The organism is Neogemmobacter tilapiae, assembly GCF_014652215.1.
GTDB lineage: Bacteria > Pseudomonadota > Alphaproteobacteria > Rhodobacterales > Rhodobacteraceae > Neogemmobacter > Neogemmobacter tilapiae.
In genome coordinates, this window is sequence record NZ_BMYJ01000007.1 from 101,633 (window position 1) to 118,113 (window position 16,481).

The following is a 16,481-nucleotide window of genomic DNA, read 5'->3' on the forward strand; positions in this document are numbered from 1 at the left end:
CATCAACGTTATAGTTGATCCAGAGTCATCGGTTGGAGAGGTCTTGCCGATGATCTGACGCCCTTCGAACCAAGGATCGGCTATGCCACTTGCACCCACAGACGAATTCTTTTTCAACACCCATATCCGCGGCAACCAATACGACGTGCAGCTGGCGGCCCTGGCCAATGGCGGCTTTGTGGCCAGCTGGACCGATGCGGGAGAGCATCCTGGCGATGCCTCTGACAATGCTGTGCGGCTACAGGTCTTTGCGGCCGATGGCCGCATGATCGGGCCCGAGCGGCTGGTGAATACCACGACCGAAGGTCGGCAGGAGCATGGCGATGTTGTCGCCCTGAAAGGCGGCGGCTTCATGGTGGTCTGGGATGATTATTCCAGCGGCATGGCCGATGTGCGGGGACAGGCCTTTTCCGCTGATGGCAAGAAACAGGGGGCCGAAGTGGTGCTGAACAGCGCCACAGAGGGGATGCAATTTTTGGCGCATGTGCACCCGTTGCTGGATGGCGGTTTTGTGGTGACATGGGATGACCGGGAACAGCGCAATCCGCTGGTGCTGCAACGCTATGATGCGAAAGGTCAGGCCGTCGGCGAAAACCTTCAGATCGTCAACCACGCGACGGGGGCCGAAATTGTGGATATGGGCGACGCAGGCCTGCTGATCCTGTCCAGCGAATATGGAAGGCGGCTGTCGATCCTGTCGCCGACCGGCACGGTGGAAACATTGGACCTTGCGCCTTTTGCGACAGCGAATTTGGTTGTCTCGGAAAAGACGGCGGCCCGGCTGTCGGATGGAAGCATCATGGTTGTGGCGCGGCTGGCCGATAGCTTTTTCGGCGGCAGCGATGTGGTTCAACTGCGGCTGGGGGCGGATGGTCAGCCGCTGGGGGACTGGACGCAGGTGAACCGACCCGAGGTGACGCATTCGACGGCCACCGACAATCTGGAGCCGTCGATCCTTGCGCTGGATGACGGGGGCTATCTGGTCGTCTGGCGAGAAATGGCGCAGACCAGATTGTCGAACGGCAGCCTGATCACCGCGCTTTCGGAAATCCGGGCGCAGCGGTTTGATGCGGCAGGTCAGGCGGTGGGTGCGCAGAATCTGGTGAACCAGTCGACGGAGTTCAATCAGGTGGGGCCTGCGGCGATCAATCTGGCCGATGGCAGAACGGTCATCGCTTGGTCGGATGGCAGCCATCAGAACGGCGACCCCGATTACAACGGCATCACAGGGCGGATTTTCGATTACCGGACGAAAGCCGTGGATGTCACAGGAACGCGCGGGGCGGATAGTTTTCTCGGGACCGATTGGAAAGACAGCCTGATGGGGTTGGGTGGAGGCGATGACCTGTCTGGTGGAAGGGGGGGCGACCGATTGATCGGAGGAAAAGGGGCTGATCTTTTGACCGGTGGGGCCGGCAGGGATGACTTTATCTACGCCAGTGCAAAGGATGCGAAAGGCGACCTGATCGTGGATTTCCAGCCGGGGTTGGACGATTTCGATCTGCGATCCCTTATGCCGGGCGGGGCGTTCATCGGCGCGAAAGTCTTTGGCAAGACCGCGGGCGAAGTGCGCTATGTCAAGGCGACGGGGCTGTTGCAGGGCGATGTGAACGGCGATGGGCGGGCGGATTGGTCGCTGACCATTGTGAACAAGGCTGCGCTTTCGGTGGCGGATTTCATGTTCTGACATCGGCGGAATGTGGCGGGTGTCATGGGCATGTCACTGGCGCGCCGCTTTGTAACAGCGTAAGCATTCCTGAAACCAAGTTTCAGGAATGCTGAATATGTCGCTGGATACCCCTGTCCCCTCGGCCCTTGATCTGCCCGATCTGCATGCATCGGAGCCGATCCCCGAGGCGGCGCGGGCGGCGATTGAGGCGCTGCTGCGGTCGGGCGATTTGTTCCGCTATACCGCGCCGGAAGGGGCCCCGGTGGCGCTGCTGGAGGCAGAGTTTGCGGCGCTTTTGGGCAGCCGTTATGCGCTGGCGGTGTCGTCCTGTTCGGCGGCCTTGTTCCTGTGCCTGAAGGCGTTGGACCTGCCTGCGGGGGCCAAGGTGCTGATCCCGGCCTTTACCTTTGCGGCGGTGCCGTCGGCGGTGGTTCATGCCGAATGCGTGCCGGTGCTGGTGGAGGTGGATCATTCCCTGCGGATTGACATGGAAGACTTCCGGGCGAAACTGCCGGGCGCTTCCGCTGTTTTGATCAGCCATATGCGGGGGCATACCTCGGACATGGATGCGATCATGCAGGCCTGTGATGCGGCGGGCGTGCCGGTGATCGAGGACGCGGCGCATTCGCTGGGCACGCTTTGGAACGGGCGGAAAGTGGGGACGATCGGCAAGGCGGGCTGTTTCAGCTTTCAGTCCTACAAGATGATCAACGCGGGCGAAGGCGGCATCATGGTGACGGATGACCCGGAATTGGCGGCGCGGGCAGTGATCATGTCGGGGGCCTATGAGCAGAACTGGAAAAAGCATCCAGGATTGCAGAACAGTTTTGGCCATTGGCAGAACAAGCTGCCGCTTTACAACATGCGGATGCAGAACCTTTCGGCGGTGGTGATCCGGCCGCAGTTGGACCTTTTGGACGAGCGGGTGGAAAAGGGCCTGACGAACCACGACCGGCTGGCGGAAATTCTGGGCGAGGAGCCTTTGTTCAGCGTGCCCCCGGCGTTGGGGCCGGAACGGCGGGCGCCGGACTCGATCCAGTTCCGGCTGGCGGGGGATTGGTCGGATGATCAGGCGCGGGCGTTTCTGGCGGAATGCAAGCGGCGTGGCTTGGGCGTGCAAATCTTTGGGCTGACCGAAGGCAATGCGCGGGCCTTCTGGAACTGGGAGTTTCTGGGACCGGCACCGGACCTGCCCAAGACGCGGGCGATGCTGATGCGCACTGCCGATTTGCGGTTGCCGGTGCGGCTGACGGCTTTGCAGGTGGAACAGATCGGGGCGACGCTGATCGCGGCGGTTCAGGCGGTGCGATAGGCCGGGCGTGGTCGATGATCAGGCCCGGCAACGGGCACAGGCAAAGTGACTTGGCCGCTAGTCAGCCCGTGTGGCCACACCGAGGGGGCCAGCACCTGCCAGCACTTGGGCCACCTCGTCCCGGATAATCCGCCCGATCAAGGCCGCGTCGTCTGCCGAAAACGTCAGTGGCAAGCGCAAATCGATCAGACCCGCCAGCACGGCATCGGTCTGAGGCAAGGCGACGGGCGTGGCATAGCGCCAATGGTCGTAGCGGCTGGTAAAGGCCATCGGCTGATCTGCCCCGAACCATTTCAACTCTACCCCGCGCGCCGCACAACGCGACAGCAGCACCTGCACCGCCTGTGGCTTCCAGCCCGGCAAAAGAAACTGAAAGGATGAACCGACGTAGTCTTCATGCGAGGGCCGCTGCGTCAGCCGCAGCCCGTTCGCCCCCTGCAAGCCCGCCTCCAGTGTTTCATACAAGGCCCGCCAGCGCGCCACGCGTTCCGGCAAAAGCCCTAACTGCGGGCGCAGGATCGCCGCACGCAGATTGTCCATCCGGCCCGAGATGTTGGGGGTGTCCAACCGCAGCGCTTCAAACACTTCTGGCCCCGGTGCGGCCAGATGCCTTTCGTAAAGCATGTATGACCCCGACAGCAGCACGGATTTGGCGGCCAGTTCGGCATCATCCGTGATGAGGAACCCGCCCTCGCCCGCATTCACATGCTTATAGGTCTGCATCGAATAGCAGCCCATCGCCCCATGCCGCCCGCTGGGCAGCCCGCGCCAGTGCGCGCCCATCGTATGGGCGCAGTCCTCGATCACCGTCACCCCGGCGGCGTTGCAAATCGCCATCAGCCGTTCCATGTCGCAGACATGACCGCGCATATGCGACAAGAGCAGCACCTTGGCCTGACCGACCTTGGCCGCCAGATCGTCCAGATCAATCGTCAGATCGTCGGTCACATCGACAAAGCGCGGCACCGCCCCCAGCGACGCAATCGCACCGGGCACCGGGGCCAAGGTAAAGGCGTTCGACAGCACCACATCGCCCGGCCCCACACCCACCGCCCGCAGGGCCGTTGCCATCGCATATCCGCCCGAGGCCACCGCCAGCGCATATCGCGCGCCCATCAAGGCCGCGAATTCCTGTTCCAGCAGGGCTGTTTCTGACAATTCACCGGGGATAGTGTTGTAGCGATGCAGACGCCCGTGCCGCAGCACCGCCACTGCCGCCGCAATCGCATCGTCCGGGATCGGTTCCTGTTGGGTAAAGCTGCCCGTGAAACGTTCTGTCATGCGCTGGGTCCGACTGCGGCCGGTTCCGTCCGGCGGACCAAGACAAGGAACATCACGAAGGACACGGCAATCAACACCCCCGCCACGAAGAACGCCACGTCAGGTGACTGGAACGGCGCGCCGGGCATCATGAAATAGCCGAAGATCTGGCTAAAGAACACGGTTCCCCCCAGCATCGCCAGATTCATGATTGCTGACATGCCACCCTGCAATTCGCCCTGCTGATCCTCGGGCACGGCTTTGGACATCAGCGTCGTCAGCATAGGATGCACGAAACCCTCTGGCCCATGCAGGAACATCAGAATGACAACACCCGTCAGCCCCGCCACCATGCCATAGCCAAAGCAGACCAAGGCCCCGCAAAGCAGCCCCACCATCGCCACCCGCCATTCGCCCCAGCGCGCCACGGCGGGGCCGGTCAGCCCGCCTTGAAAGCCCGCCATGATCAGGCCAAAGGCGGCAAGGGTCAGGCCAACCATCGCCTCGGACCAACCGAATTTCGCCATGCCCCAAAAGGCCCAGATGGCGGGATAGACGGCGGAGGCAAAGAAATAGACCGCCAGCACCGAGCACATCGGCAAAAGCCCGTGAATCTTGCTGAACACCTTGAAAGCGCCGAAAGGATTGGCGCGTTTCCATTCAAACGGGCGGCGGTTTTCGGCGGTCAGGGTTTCGGGCAGCACGAACCAGCCATAGGCAAAGTTCATCAGCGAAATGACGGCGGCGGCATAGAAGGGCACGCGCGGGCCAAATTCGCCCAAAAGCCCACCAATGGCCGGCCCCAAGACAAACCCTACACCAAAGGCCGCCCCCATCATGCCATAGGCCTTGGCGCGATCCTCGGGCGCGGTAATGTCGGCGATATAGGCATTGGCGATGACATAGGACGACCCGCAGAAACCCGCGATGGCGCGGCCAATGAACAGCCAAAAGATCGATGGCGCAAAGGCGTGAAAGATATAGTCGATGCCCAGCCCAAAGACCGCCAGCAGCAGCAGGGGGCGGCGGCCATAGCGGTCGGACAGGTTGCCCATCAGCGGCGAAAAGGCGAATTGCGCGATAGAGAACGCGGCGAACATCCAGCCGCCGATGATCGAGGCATGGGCCAGATCCATTTGCCCCACCTGTTCGATCAGGCGCGGCAGGACCGGCATGATCAGGCCGAAACCGACCATGTCGAGGAAAACGGTGATCAGGACAAAGGTCACCGCATGGCGGGACTTGGGCGAAGCTGTCATCAGGGGATGCCTATGCGTTGAACGCGCGCACGCTAGCGGAAGGTTAATCGTCTGTCAAAGGCCATGTTCGCTTTACGTTCCATGCGCGGTCGGGGGATCATCCGCCGGTATGGCTCATGTGTCGGGTCATTTGGCCGGTGATCTTTTGCCGAGAGTAATCGAAGTCATGGCCCTTCGGCTTGCGGGCGATGGCTGCGCGGATCGCCTGTTCGAGCGCCATGTTGTCGGCGCTTGCGCGCAAGGGCGCGCGCAGGTCGGCGACATCTTCTTGGCCCAAACACATGTATAGTTCACCTGTGCAGGTCAGCCGGACACGGTTGCAGCTTTCGCAGAAATTATGGGTGAGTGGTGTGATGAAGCCAATCTTTTGGCCGGTCTCTTCAAGGCGGACATAGCGGGCCGGACCGCCGGTGCGTTCGGCAAGGTCGGTCAGGGTAAAACGTTCGGCCAGGCGGGCCCGCAGATCGCGGAGCGGCCAATACTGTTCCAGCCGGTCCGTCCCGCCCATGTCGCCCATCGGCATCACTTCAATGAAAGTCAAATCGTGATCTTCGCGCGCGCACCAATCCAGCAACGAAAACAGTTCGTCTTCGTTAAAGCCTTTGAGGGCGACGGTGTTGATCTTAACCCGCAATCCCGCAGCCTTGGCCGCCACGATCCCTTCCAGAACCTGTGGCAAGCGGCCCCAGCGGGTAATCTCGGCGAATTTTTTTGGGTCAAGCGTATCAAGTGAAACGTTGATCCGCCGCACCCCACAGGCAGCCAGCTCTTGGGCATAGCGCCCCAACTGGCTGCCATTGGTCGTCACGGTCAGCTCTTTCAGGGCACCGGTTTGCAGATGCCGAGACATGGCATGGAAGAAGGTCATGATGCCCTTGCGCACCAAGGGCTCCCCCCCGGTGATGCGCAGCTTTTCGACGCCCAGTTCCACAAAAGTGGAGCACATTCGATCCAGTTCTTCGAGGCTAAGAAGATCGGCCTTGGGCAGGAATGTCATGTTTTCAGACATGCAATAAGCACAGCGGAAGTCGCAGCGGTCGGTGACCGAAACACGCAGATAGCGGATCGCCCGCTGGAAGGGGTCGACAAGGGCTGTCATACACTCAAACTAAGCGCCTTCCTGCCAAGGAACAAGGGGAGGCTTGTCGGGGAGCCTTGTCTGGCTGCGCAAGAAGGATAAGATTATCAAATGATGCAAAAAATTCTGCCCTTCGTTCTTATCCTGTCACTGTCGGCCTGTGCTGCCGGAGAAGGCCCCTTTGCCAAGCGGTCCAAAACGCCACAGGACTTTGATTTCGAGTTGGACGCCCCCCCGCCGCCGCCGCCGGGTGCCACCAGTGCCGAGGCTTTGGACACCACGACGGACGCGCAAAAGGCCGAGGCTCTGGCCGCGGCCCCGACAGCAGGAGAAGCCAGTTTGGGCAAGATGGCCGTATCATTGGGCAAGGCGACAGAGCCCGGCTTTTGGCTGCGCGGCGCTGCTGTCAAGGCGGCTGGCAAAGGCCGAGTAGAGACCGCTGACGGTCAATCGGTGCAGGTCGATTTGATTCCCGGCGAAGGGGCGGCGCAGCTTTCGCTGGGGGCTTTCCGGGCCTTGGGGTTAAGCCTGACGGCTTTGCCAGAGGTGACGGTCTTTGCCGAGTAGCATCCCTTTTGCCTGATAGGGCGGCCCTCGCGCCTTTGTCGGGTTTGCAGCTATCCTGGCTGCTTTTCACAAGGTTCGCCCCAGTGAAAGCCCGTGAAATTCTCGCGGAAGGCAAAGGTTACAAGATGGCTGTCGATGACATAGCGCGCCTGAATAATGGCCTTGGCGTCTTCGCCGCTGACGGTCACGGTCAGACCTTGGGCATCGGCGGTCATCGTCGCTGGGCCTGAACCCAGCGCGACGCTGGCCATATGGTCGTCATGTTCGACGGCGACCTTATGGGCGAAATGCTTGCAAAGCTGCACAAGGTATTTCGAGGCATGTGCGGTGACCATATGGGCGCGGCTGGTGAGCATGTTCAATCCTTATCGTTTCAATAAGGATTAGGCTTGCGCTGGTCCGCAGGCAAGATGCCTCTTAGACACTTGATCGGGCAATGACCTCGGGAGTCACATAGAGATGTTTGGGGGTCTTGCGCCCCTCGATCCGCGACAGCAGGGCTTCGGTCGCCATGCCACCCAGCTGCCGCCCATGCTGTTCGACGCTGGAAAGGCCCACCATCGACATGCCGGCCACGGGCGAATTGTCGTAACCCACGATGGCCAGATCCTCGGGCACGCGCAGCCCGGCCTTATGGGCCTGATCCAGCAAGATCAGCGCATGCAGGTCGGACCAGACAAAGACGGCGCGAGGCCGGTCGGGGCGGGCCAGAAAGGCGCGAAACGCCTCGACATCCGCGCCTTCGTCTTCGGGGGCGCGTAGGATGATGCCGGGGCCGATGCCCAGATCCTGCATCGCTTGCCGAAACCCTTGTTCGCGCAGGGTGGCCACCTGATGTTGCTGGTCTTTCATATATTCCTGGCTGAACATCACAATGTCACGGTAACCCCGGTCGTAAAGGGCTTGCACTGCCAGCATGGCCCCACGACGGTCATCGCTGTTGATCGTGTCAAAATCGGCGGCGGTGGGTTCATGGTGTCCAATGACCACCATCGGGATCTGGCGGGCAAAGCGGGCGAGCAGCTTTTCGGGCATCATGGGGGCGACAAGGATCAAGCCATCCATCCGGTTGTCGATCATCGACAAGACCATTTCGGATTCCAGTTTCAACCGCGCACGGCCAATGCCCAGCATGGATTTGTAGTTTGACGGGGCCAGCTTGTCATGGATGCCGTCGATGACCTGCGGCAGGAAGGGGTTGTCGATGTTCACCAAAAGAATACCGACCGTATAGGTTTGGCCGCGCATCCCCCTTGCCGCCACACTAGGCCTGTATCCCAGCTTTTCGATGCTGGCCTGCACATTCATCCGCAGGGCCTCGGACACGCCATAGGCGTTGCGCAGAACTTTGGATACTGCGGCCACTGACACGCCCGAATCGGCGGCGACATGCCGGATCGTGATGCGGGTGCCTTTGGGCGATTCGGGCGTGGCCATGAAGGGATTGCTCTGATTTTCTTGGGTTTTGAGCCTATGCAGATTTTCGTTGCATGGCAAACGGAAATGTAGAATGGTCTACGTAGAACGATGCACGGCGGGAGGCCGGGCACGGGGAGGATTGCGATGGGACTGGATACGCTAACTGCGGCCAAAGATTTGGCTGCGAATGTAGAACGGTTTACAAAAACCGAGCGGGCGTGGACAGCGCAGATGATTGCCCCCCTATCGGATGCAGGGCAGGGGACGCAAGCGAGCTTTGTCGGGCGGGATTTCGAACTGGGCAAGGTGCCGAGCGGGCCAGTCTGGCTGCATGTTTCGGCGCAGGGGCTGTATCGGGCGTTTTTGAACGGCGTGCGTGTGGGGGACGATCTGCTGACGCCGGGTTGGACCTGCTATGACCGGGCGATTGCCTATCAATCCTATGATGTGTCGGGGCTGCTAAAGGCGGGGGCGAACCGGCTGGAGATTTGGCTGGGCGATGGCTGGTATCGCTCGCAGATGATGTGGAAGGCCGCGCCAGTGTTCAACTGTTGGGGCGATCGGATTGCCGCAATTGCAGAGCTGGAGGCGGGTTCGGTCCTTTTGAAAACCGATGCAAGCTGGGAAAGCGGCTTGCTGCCGGTGATGCGGTCGGGGATCTATTGGGGCGAAGATTTCGATGCCCGCGTGGTGCCCAAGGCGACGCATAGGGTGGAGGCGTTGGGCTTTGATCATGCGCTTTTGGTGCCGCATGAAACAGGCCCTGTGAAGGAACTGACACCGCTGTTGCCTTTGGAAAGCTGGGCCGACGGTTCGGCGATGGTGCATGACTTTGGCCAGAACGCCGGGGCCTATATCCGGCTGACGGTGGAAGGGGCTGCGGGGGCAAAGGTCCGCATTGAACATTCGGAAATTCTTGGGCCGGGGCGGGAGTTTGACAACCGCAACTATCGCGGGGCACGGGCAGAGCTGACCTATGTGCTGAACGGGCAGGGCGTTGAAACCTATGCGCCGATGTTCAGCTTTTTCGGCTTTCGATATGCGCGGGTGCATGTCGAAGGGGCGGCGAAGGTCACGGCCATTGAAATGGTGCCCGTCACCTCGGTCCCCGATCTGGCCGGAGGTTTCGAATGCGGCGTGCCGCAGGTCAACCGGCTGGTGCTGAACACCATCTGGTCGCAGCGGTCGAATTTCATCGAAATTCCGACCGACTGCCCACAGCGGGATGAACGGCTGGGCTGGACGGGGGATGCGCAGGTTTTCGCGGGCACGGCCTGCTGGCTGGCGGATGCCGAAACCTTCCTGACCAAATATCTGCGTGACGTGCGCCATGATCAGCGCCCGAATGGGGCGGTGCCGCATTTCTCGCCCGACCCGACACGCCTGCACCCGGAACAATTCCCCGGCGATTGGGCGGGTTCGACCGGCTGGGGCGATGCGATCACAGTGATCCCGTGGCAGCTTTATCTGCATTACGGCAAGGTCGATGTGCTGCGGGAATCTTTCCCCGCCATGGTGAAATGGGTCGATTACCTGTGGTCGCTGGGAAATGGCCCCATCGTGCAGACCAACAGCCGCTGGGGCGCGCAGGGGTTCACCTTTGGCGATTGGTTGCAGCCGGTGGGCGACAACCGCACGCCAAGGCCCACGATTGCCGCCGATTGCGCCGCGACGCTGTATCATTTCATTTCGACAGACCTTGCGTCCAAAGTGGCAACTATTCTGGGCGAAACGGCGCAGGCCCGCGCCCTGCGCGAACGTGCCGAGGCGATCCGCTTGGCCTTTGCCCATGAATATATAGCGCCTTCGGGCAGGCTTGCACACAATGACCAGACCTCTTACGCGCTGGCCTTTCTGCATGACCTGATCCCGGCAGAGCATATGGATGCCGCCAAAGCCTACTTCCGCAAGGAAGTGGAGGATGCGGATTATCTGATTGGCACTGGGTTCATCGGCACGCCTGCCCTGCTGCCCGCGCTGACAAAGCTGGGGATGCTGGATCTGGCGGCAAAGGTGTTCCTGAACCGCAAGGTTCCGGGCTGGCTGTTTCAGGTGGATATGGGCGCGACTTCGATCTGGGAACGCTGGGATGCTTTGGCACCGGATGGGTCGATCTATGACCCCGATATGAACAGCTATAACCATTATGCCTATGGGGCTGTCTGCCAATGGCTGATGGAGGGCGTGGCGGGGCTGACGCTGGATGCCGATCATCCCGGCTTTGACCGCCTGTTGATTGCCCCGAAAATTCTGCCGGAACTGGGTCACGCGAAGGCCTGGCACAACAGTCGCCATGGTCGGGTCGCGGCGGAATGGGCGCTGAACGGGAACAAGGTGACCTATCGGCTGACCTTGCCTGCGGGGATGCAGGCGGTCTGGGCGGGGGGGGACTTGCCCGATTTGCAACTGTCTGGCGGGGCCACGATGGGGCCGGGAAGCCATGAGATCACCTTTACGCTGAAGAACTGACGACACATCAAGGAGGGAGGAACCAAGATGAACAGATTGATCCACAGCACGGCCCTTGCAGGGGCGATGGCACTGGTGGCGGGCTTGGCGCAGGCCGAGGTCACGCTGTCGGTGCTGATCGACAACAACCCGGAAACCGTGGCGATGATGGAGGCGCTGACGGCGGCCTATACGGCGGCGAACCCGGACGTGACGTTCGAGATCGAACAGCGCACCGGCGGGGCCGAGGGCGACAACATCGTCAAAACACGCCTTGCGACGGGCGAGATGGCGGATGTGTTCAACTATAACTCGGGCTCGCTGTTTCAGGCGTTGAATCCGCAGCAGACGCTGGCGGATATGTCGAGCCTTGGCGGGCAGGGCAATGTGCTGGACAGCTTTAAGCAGGTGGTGACCAGCCCAGACGGCGCGGTGCGCGGCGTGCCCTTTGGTCCTGCGATGGGCGGCGGGATTTTTTACAACATCCCGATCTATCAGGAACTGGGGCTGACCCCGCCAAAGACCTGGGCGGAGTTCATGGCCAACAACGAAAAGATCAAGGCGGCGGGCAAGGTCGCGGTGATCCAGACCTATACCGACACCTGGACCAGCCAGTTGTTCATTCTGGCCGATTATTTCAACGTGCAGGCCGAGGTGCCGAACTTTGCGGCGGACTATACCGCGAACAAGGCGAAATACGCCTCGACCCCCGCGGCGATGCGCGGCTTTGAGCGGCTGGAGGAAGTGTTCAAGGCAGGCGTGCTGAACGAAGATTTCGGGGCCGCGACCTTTGACGACGGGATGCGGATGGTGTCGACCGGCGAGGGGGCGCATTATCCGATGCTGACCTTTGGCATTGGCAATGTAAAGCAGAACTATCCGGACAATCTGAACGACATGGGCTTTTTCGCCCAGCCGGGGAATGATGCGGCCAAGAACGGGCTGACGGTCTGGATGCCGGCGGCAATCTATGTGCCCGAAGCCAGCGCCAACAAGGAAGAGGCGCTGAAGTTCGTGGATTTCGTGGCGACGGTCGAAAGCTGCCAGACGATGATTTCGGCGGCGGGGGCCTCGGGGCCTTATCTGATCAAGGGCTGCGAATTGCCCGCCGATGTGCCGCAGGCGGTCAAAGACATGCTGCCCTACTTCCAAACCGAAGGCATGACAGCCCCGGCGCTGGAATTCCTGTCGCCGATCAAGGGCCCGGCGCTGGAGCAACTGACGGTCGAGGTCGGTTCCGGCATCCGTCCGGCGGCGGATGCGGCGGCGTTGTATGATCAGGATGTGGAAAAACAGGCGAAACAACTGGGCTTGCCGAACTGGTAAGCCACCAGCCCCCCCTCCCTATCCCTCCCCCACAAGGGGGGAGGGTGCCGCGAGGAACGGCTGTTTCCGCTTGGAAACGCCGGAAAGCCGGGCATCCTCCCTCCCCCTTGTGGGGAGGGGATGGGGGTGGGGGGCGCCTTCCCATCAACCGCCACGCCTCTCTCCGCTTGACGGTTGTCACGACCCGTGCCCCCCTGTCGGGGCACGGGACCAACCAAGGAACGGGACATGACCCGAAGATCACCCTATCCCTATTGGTTCTTTGCCCCGGCGGCGGTGATCTATACCGCCCTGTTCCTGCTGCCCACGGTCGCGGCCTTTTGGTTCGCTTTGACCCGCTGGGATCTGTATACCGCCACCTTCATTGGCCTCGACAATTTCCGCCAGTTTCTGGCCGAGCCCTTTCTGATCAGCGGCATGTCGAACACGCTGATCTATGCGGTCACCACCTCGGGCCTGAAAACCGTGCTGGGCCTGTTGCTGGCCGTGCTGCTGACCTCGGGCCTTTATGCGCAGGGCTTTCTGCGCACCGTCGTTTTCTTTCCGGTGCTGGTGTCCACTATCGGCGTGGGCCTGACCTTTACTGCCCTGATGCACCCGACCAAGGGGGCGATCAATGTCGCGCTGGAATTGGTGGGGATTGACGGGCCGGGCTGGCTGACCAACCCGACGCTGGCGCTGTTCTCGGTCGCACTGGTCGATCTGTGGAAGGGTGTGGGGCTGGCCACCCTGATCTATATCGCAGGCCTTGCCTCGATCAGCCCGGAATATTATGAGGCCGCCCGCATCGACGGGGCCACCCGCCGCCAGATGTTCTGGCGCGTCACCGTGCCGCTGGTCCGCCCTGCGACGATCACCGTCATCACCCTGTCGCTGATCGGGGGGCTGCGGTCGTTCGATCTGATCTGGGCGATGACCAAGGGTGGCCCCGGCTTTTCGTCGGACGTGCTGGCCAGCACCATCTATAAACAATATCAGGCGGGCTTTTACGGGCTTTCCACCGCCGGAAACGTCATCCTGTTCCTGATGATCGCGCTGATCATCCTGCCCCTGACCCTTTGGTTCAATCGCCGCGAGGTGGACGCATGACCCGCCGTCAAACCTGGACCGGCATCGCCGCCTTGGCCGCGGCCACGCTGATCTTTATCGTGCCCTTCGTCTTTATCTTCCTGATGGCGGCCAAGACGAAACAAGACGCGTCCCGTTTCAGCTTTGCTTGGCCTGCCGACTGGCAGCTTTGGCAGAACTTCGTCGAGGTGATCCAGACCCGCAACTATATGCTGCTGCTGGCCTATTTCAATTCAACCGTCATCACGGTCGGGGCTGTCACGGGCCTTGTTATTCTGGCTGCGCTGGTGGGCTATGTCCTGCAACGCAGGCCGGGGCGCATGTCGAATGTCGTCTATGGCTTTATCCTTGCGGGGCTGATGATCCCCCCCGCCGTGGTGCCGACGATCTGGGTCTTGCAGGGCCTTGGGCTGTTCAAGACGCTGCACGGCATGATCCTGATCCAGATCGCCTATAATCTGGCTTTCTCTGTCCTGCTGTATCGCAGCTTCATCGGCACCATTCCCCGTGATTTGGACGAGGCGGCGATCATCGACGGGGCCAAGCCTTTGCAAATCTTCTGGAAGGTCGTGCTGCCGCTGCTGAAACCCGTGACGGTGACGAATATCGTCGTGCAGTCGCTGGCGGTGTTCAACGATTTCACCAACCCGCTGTATTACCTGCCAGGCAAGGAAAACGTGACGGTGCAACTGACGCTTTACAACTTTCAGGGCCAGTTCCTGTCGCAGTTCAATCTTTTGTTCATGAACATCCTGCTGGTGACGATTCCGCCGCTGATCGTGTTCATCTTCTTTAACCGCCAGATCGTGGCCGGCATGACCGCCGGGGCCGTGAAAGGGTAATCTCATGGCAAATGTCATCCTGCGGGACATCCGCAAAAGCTTTGGCGCGGTCGATGTGATCAAAGGCATCGACCTGAGCATCGAGGCAGGGGAGTTCTGCGTCTTTGTCGGGCCTTCGGGCTGTGGAAAATCGACGCTGCTGCGTATGATTGCGGGGCTGGATACGCAAAGCTCGGGCCAGATCGAGATTGGCGGGCGGGACGTCAGCGGGCTGGAGCCGTCAGACCGGGGCATTGCGATGGTGTTCCAATCTTATGCGCTTTATCCGCATCTGACGGTGCGCGAGAATATCGGGTTCGGATTGGCGCTTGCGAAACGGCCCAAGGCCGAGATTGCAGAGCGGGTGGGGGCGGCGGCCGAGGCGCTGCAACTGACCCATCTGCTGGATAGAAAGCCCAAGGCGCTGTCCGGGGGGCAACGGCAAAGGGTGGCCATCGGGCGGGCGATCGTGCGCGATCCGAAGGTGTTCCTGTTTGACGAACCCTTGTCGAACCTAGATGCGGCCCTGCGGGCGCAGATGCGGCTGGAGCTGACGGAACTCCATGCAAAACTGGGCGCGACGATGATCTATGTGACGCATGATCAGGTCGAGGCGATGACGATGGCCGACAAGATCGTGGTGCTGAACGGGGGGCATATCGAGCAGGTGGGCCGCCCGATGGATCTGTATGATCGGCCCGCGACGCCCTTTGTGGCGGGGTTCATCGGCAGTCCGAAGATGAACCTTTACACGGGCGAGGTGGCGCGGGCCTTGGGGGCGGGAACCTATGGCATTCGCCCGGAACATCTGTTGGTGGATGGAACATCAGGCCGCTGGACGGCTAGGGTGCGGCATGTGGAAAGGCTGGGGGCGGATGCGATCCTGCATCTGGAGGCGGAAACGCCGGGCCCGATCACTGCGCGGACCTCGGGCGACGCACCTTGGAAGGCGGGGGATCAGGTTTGGCTGACGCCTATGCCGGGCAAGGAACATCTTTTTCCGTGAAGCAGCGGAGAGGCTTTGCCGCAGGAACTTGCGTCCGGGGGGTAATCCGCCCCCCGCGCGACGCAGCCCGCCCGGGAAACCTTCCAAGAAATGATGTCAGCGGAAGCGCAGGTTGTCTTTCGTCAGATCGTTGATCGACTTTGCACCCATCAGCCGCATGTCGCGCAAGAGTTCCGCCTTCATCTGACCCAAGGCGCGTTCCACACCCGCTTGGCCTGCGGCGGCAAGGGGGAACAGGTAGTAGCGGCCCAGCCCCACGGCTTTCGCGCCCAGCGACAGCGCCTTTAGCACATGACTGCCGCGCTGCACGCCGCCGTCGATCATCACATCCAGACGGTCGCCGACGGCCTGCACGATTTCATCAAGCTGATCAAAGCCGGTGCGGGAACCATCCAACTGCCGTCCGCCGTGGTTCGACAGCACAATACCCGAACAGCCAATGTCGGCCGCACGCCGCGCATCATCGGCGCTGATCACGCCCTTCAGGCAGAAGGGGCCGCCCCATGCCTGAACCATCTGGGCGACATCATCCCAAGACATCGACGGATCGAGCATTTCGGAGAAATACCGCCCGATGGTCAGGCTGTCGCCCTTCATGTCGATATGGGCGTCGAGCTGCGGCAGGCTGAATTTTTCATGCGTGACATAGTTGATGCCCCACATGGGCTTGATCGCAAATTGGAACATCCCCCCCAGCGTCAGCCGGAAGGGGATGGAGAATCCCGTGCGCAAGTCGCGTTCGCGGTTGCCGCCGGTGATACTGTCCACCGTCAGCATCATCACCTTGATGCCGCTTTCCTTGGCCTTTTGCATCATGGCCCGGTTCAGGCCCCGGTCCTTGTGGAAATAGAACTGATAGACCTGCGGATTCTTGTGCTTTTTGGCCATCTCCTCCATCGAGACGGTCCCCAAGGATGACACCCCGAACATCGTGCCGAACTTTTCCGCCGCCGCCGCCGTGGCGCGTTCGCCTTGATGGTGGAACAGGCGTTGCAGGGCGGTGGGCGAAAGATAGACCGGCAGATCGATCTTTTGGCCCATGACGGTGGTGGAAAGATCGATGTCCTTGACGCCGCGTAGGACGCTTGGGATCAGATCGACCTCCTCGAACGCCTTCGTATTCCGCCGCAGCGTCACCTCATCATCGGCACCGCCATCAATGTAGTTGAAGATGGGCGAGGGCAGGCGTTTCTGTGCCAGACGGCGGAAATCGTGGAAGTTGTGGCAATGTTTCAGGCGCATGGGGCA

Annotated in this window: 14 protein-coding genes; 8 read left to right on the forward strand and 6 right to left on the reverse strand. The window is 61.1% G+C overall.

Annotated features, from left to right (window positions below; translation table 11 throughout):
- Positions 1 to 82 precede the first annotated feature (82 nt).
- Both IE095_RS18615 and IE095_RS12315 read left to right on the forward strand, forming a co-directional pair.
- On the forward strand, positions 83 to 1,687 hold the full coding sequence (locus IE095_RS18615) for a M10 family metallopeptidase C-terminal domain-containing protein (RefSeq protein WP_189411969.1): 1,605 nt from the start codon (positions 83 to 85) through the stop codon (positions 1,685 to 1,687).
- Between the two features lie 88 nt (positions 1,688 to 1,775).
- The gene (locus tag IE095_RS12315) at positions 1,776 to 2,981 is read left to right on the forward strand and encodes a DegT/DnrJ/EryC1/StrS family aminotransferase (protein WP_229804758.1); all 1,206 of its coding nucleotides are present in this window, start codon (positions 1,776 to 1,778) and stop codon (positions 2,979 to 2,981) included.
- Between the two features lie 57 nt (positions 2,982 to 3,038).
- Here the strand turns inward: IE095_RS12315 and IE095_RS12320 are convergent, their stop codons facing one another.
- The 3 genes from IE095_RS12320 to moaA form a co-directional block, all read right to left on the reverse strand.
- Positions 3,039 to 4,262 carry a DegT/DnrJ/EryC1/StrS family aminotransferase gene (locus IE095_RS12320; RefSeq protein ID WP_189411970.1) on the reverse strand — a complete coding sequence of 408 codons (1,224 nt, stop codon included), beginning with the start codon at positions 4,260 to 4,262 and terminating at the stop codon, positions 3,039 to 3,041.
- Positions 4,259 to 5,500, reverse strand: coding sequence for a TCR/Tet family MFS transporter (locus tag IE095_RS12325; RefSeq protein WP_189411971.1), 1,242 nt, complete (start codon positions 5,498 to 5,500; stop codon positions 4,259 to 4,261). The genes IE095_RS12320 and IE095_RS12325 overlap by 4 nt, the downstream gene beginning before the upstream one ends.
- Positions 5,501 to 5,597: 97 nt before the next feature.
- The gene (gene moaA, locus IE095_RS12330; RefSeq protein WP_189411972.1) at positions 5,598 to 6,599 is read right to left on the reverse strand and encodes a GTP 3',8-cyclase MoaA; all 1,002 of its coding nucleotides are present in this window, start codon (positions 6,597 to 6,599) and stop codon (positions 5,598 to 5,600) included.
- Between the two features lie 90 nt (positions 6,600 to 6,689).
- Between moaA and IE095_RS12335 the strand changes: the two genes are divergently transcribed.
- A complete protein-coding gene (locus IE095_RS12335; protein ID WP_189411973.1) occupies positions 6,690 to 7,145 on the forward strand; it encodes a hypothetical protein in 456 nt (151 codons plus the stop codon).
- 50 nt (positions 7,146 to 7,195) lie between these two features.
- Here the strand turns inward: IE095_RS12335 and IE095_RS12340 are convergent, their stop codons facing one another.
- A complete protein-coding gene (locus IE095_RS12340; RefSeq protein WP_189411974.1) occupies positions 7,196 to 7,501 on the reverse strand; it encodes a DUF2218 domain-containing protein in 306 nt (101 codons plus the stop codon).
- Between the two features lie 61 nt (positions 7,502 to 7,562).
- Positions 7,563 to 8,582: a LacI family DNA-binding transcriptional regulator gene (locus tag IE095_RS12345; protein WP_189411975.1), complete on the reverse strand. Its 1,020-nt coding sequence runs from the start codon at positions 8,580 to 8,582 to the stop codon at positions 7,563 to 7,565.
- Between the two features lie 213 nt (positions 8,583 to 8,795).
- Here IE095_RS12345 and IE095_RS12350 point away from each other — a divergent pair, with 213 nt between their 5' ends.
- From IE095_RS12350 to IE095_RS12370, 5 genes are all read left to right on the forward strand, one after another.
- Positions 8,796 to 11,033: a family 78 glycoside hydrolase catalytic domain gene (locus tag IE095_RS12350; RefSeq protein WP_189411976.1), complete on the forward strand. Its 2,238-nt coding sequence runs from the start codon at positions 8,796 to 8,798 to the stop codon at positions 11,031 to 11,033.
- 27 nt (positions 11,034 to 11,060) lie between these two features.
- Positions 11,061 to 12,338 (forward strand): ABC transporter substrate-binding protein, encoded by a 1,278-nt coding sequence (locus IE095_RS12355; protein ID WP_189411977.1) that lies wholly within the window; start codon positions 11,061 to 11,063, stop codon positions 12,336 to 12,338.
- Between the two features lie 228 nt (positions 12,339 to 12,566).
- On the forward strand, positions 12,567 to 13,427 hold the full coding sequence (locus IE095_RS12360; protein WP_189411978.1) for a carbohydrate ABC transporter permease: 861 nt from the start codon (positions 12,567 to 12,569) through the stop codon (positions 13,425 to 13,427).
- Entirely contained in the window at positions 13,424 to 14,248 is an 825-nt protein-coding gene (locus IE095_RS12365; protein ID WP_189411979.1) for a carbohydrate ABC transporter permease, read from the forward strand. Before IE095_RS12360 ends, IE095_RS12365 begins: the two co-directional genes overlap by 4 nt.
- Before the next feature lie 4 nt (positions 14,249 to 14,252).
- A complete protein-coding gene (locus tag IE095_RS12370) occupies positions 14,253 to 15,233 on the forward strand; it encodes an ABC transporter ATP-binding protein (protein WP_189411980.1) in 981 nt (326 codons plus the stop codon).
- A 96-nt stretch (positions 15,234 to 15,329) separates the two neighbouring features.
- On the opposite strand, the gene IE095_RS12375 is transcribed toward IE095_RS12370, so the two are convergent.
- The gene (locus tag IE095_RS12375) at positions 15,330 to 16,475 is read right to left on the reverse strand and encodes an alpha-hydroxy acid oxidase (RefSeq protein WP_189411981.1); all 1,146 of its coding nucleotides are present in this window, start codon (positions 16,473 to 16,475) and stop codon (positions 15,330 to 15,332) included.
- Positions 16,476 to 16,481: the final 6 nt, after the last annotated feature.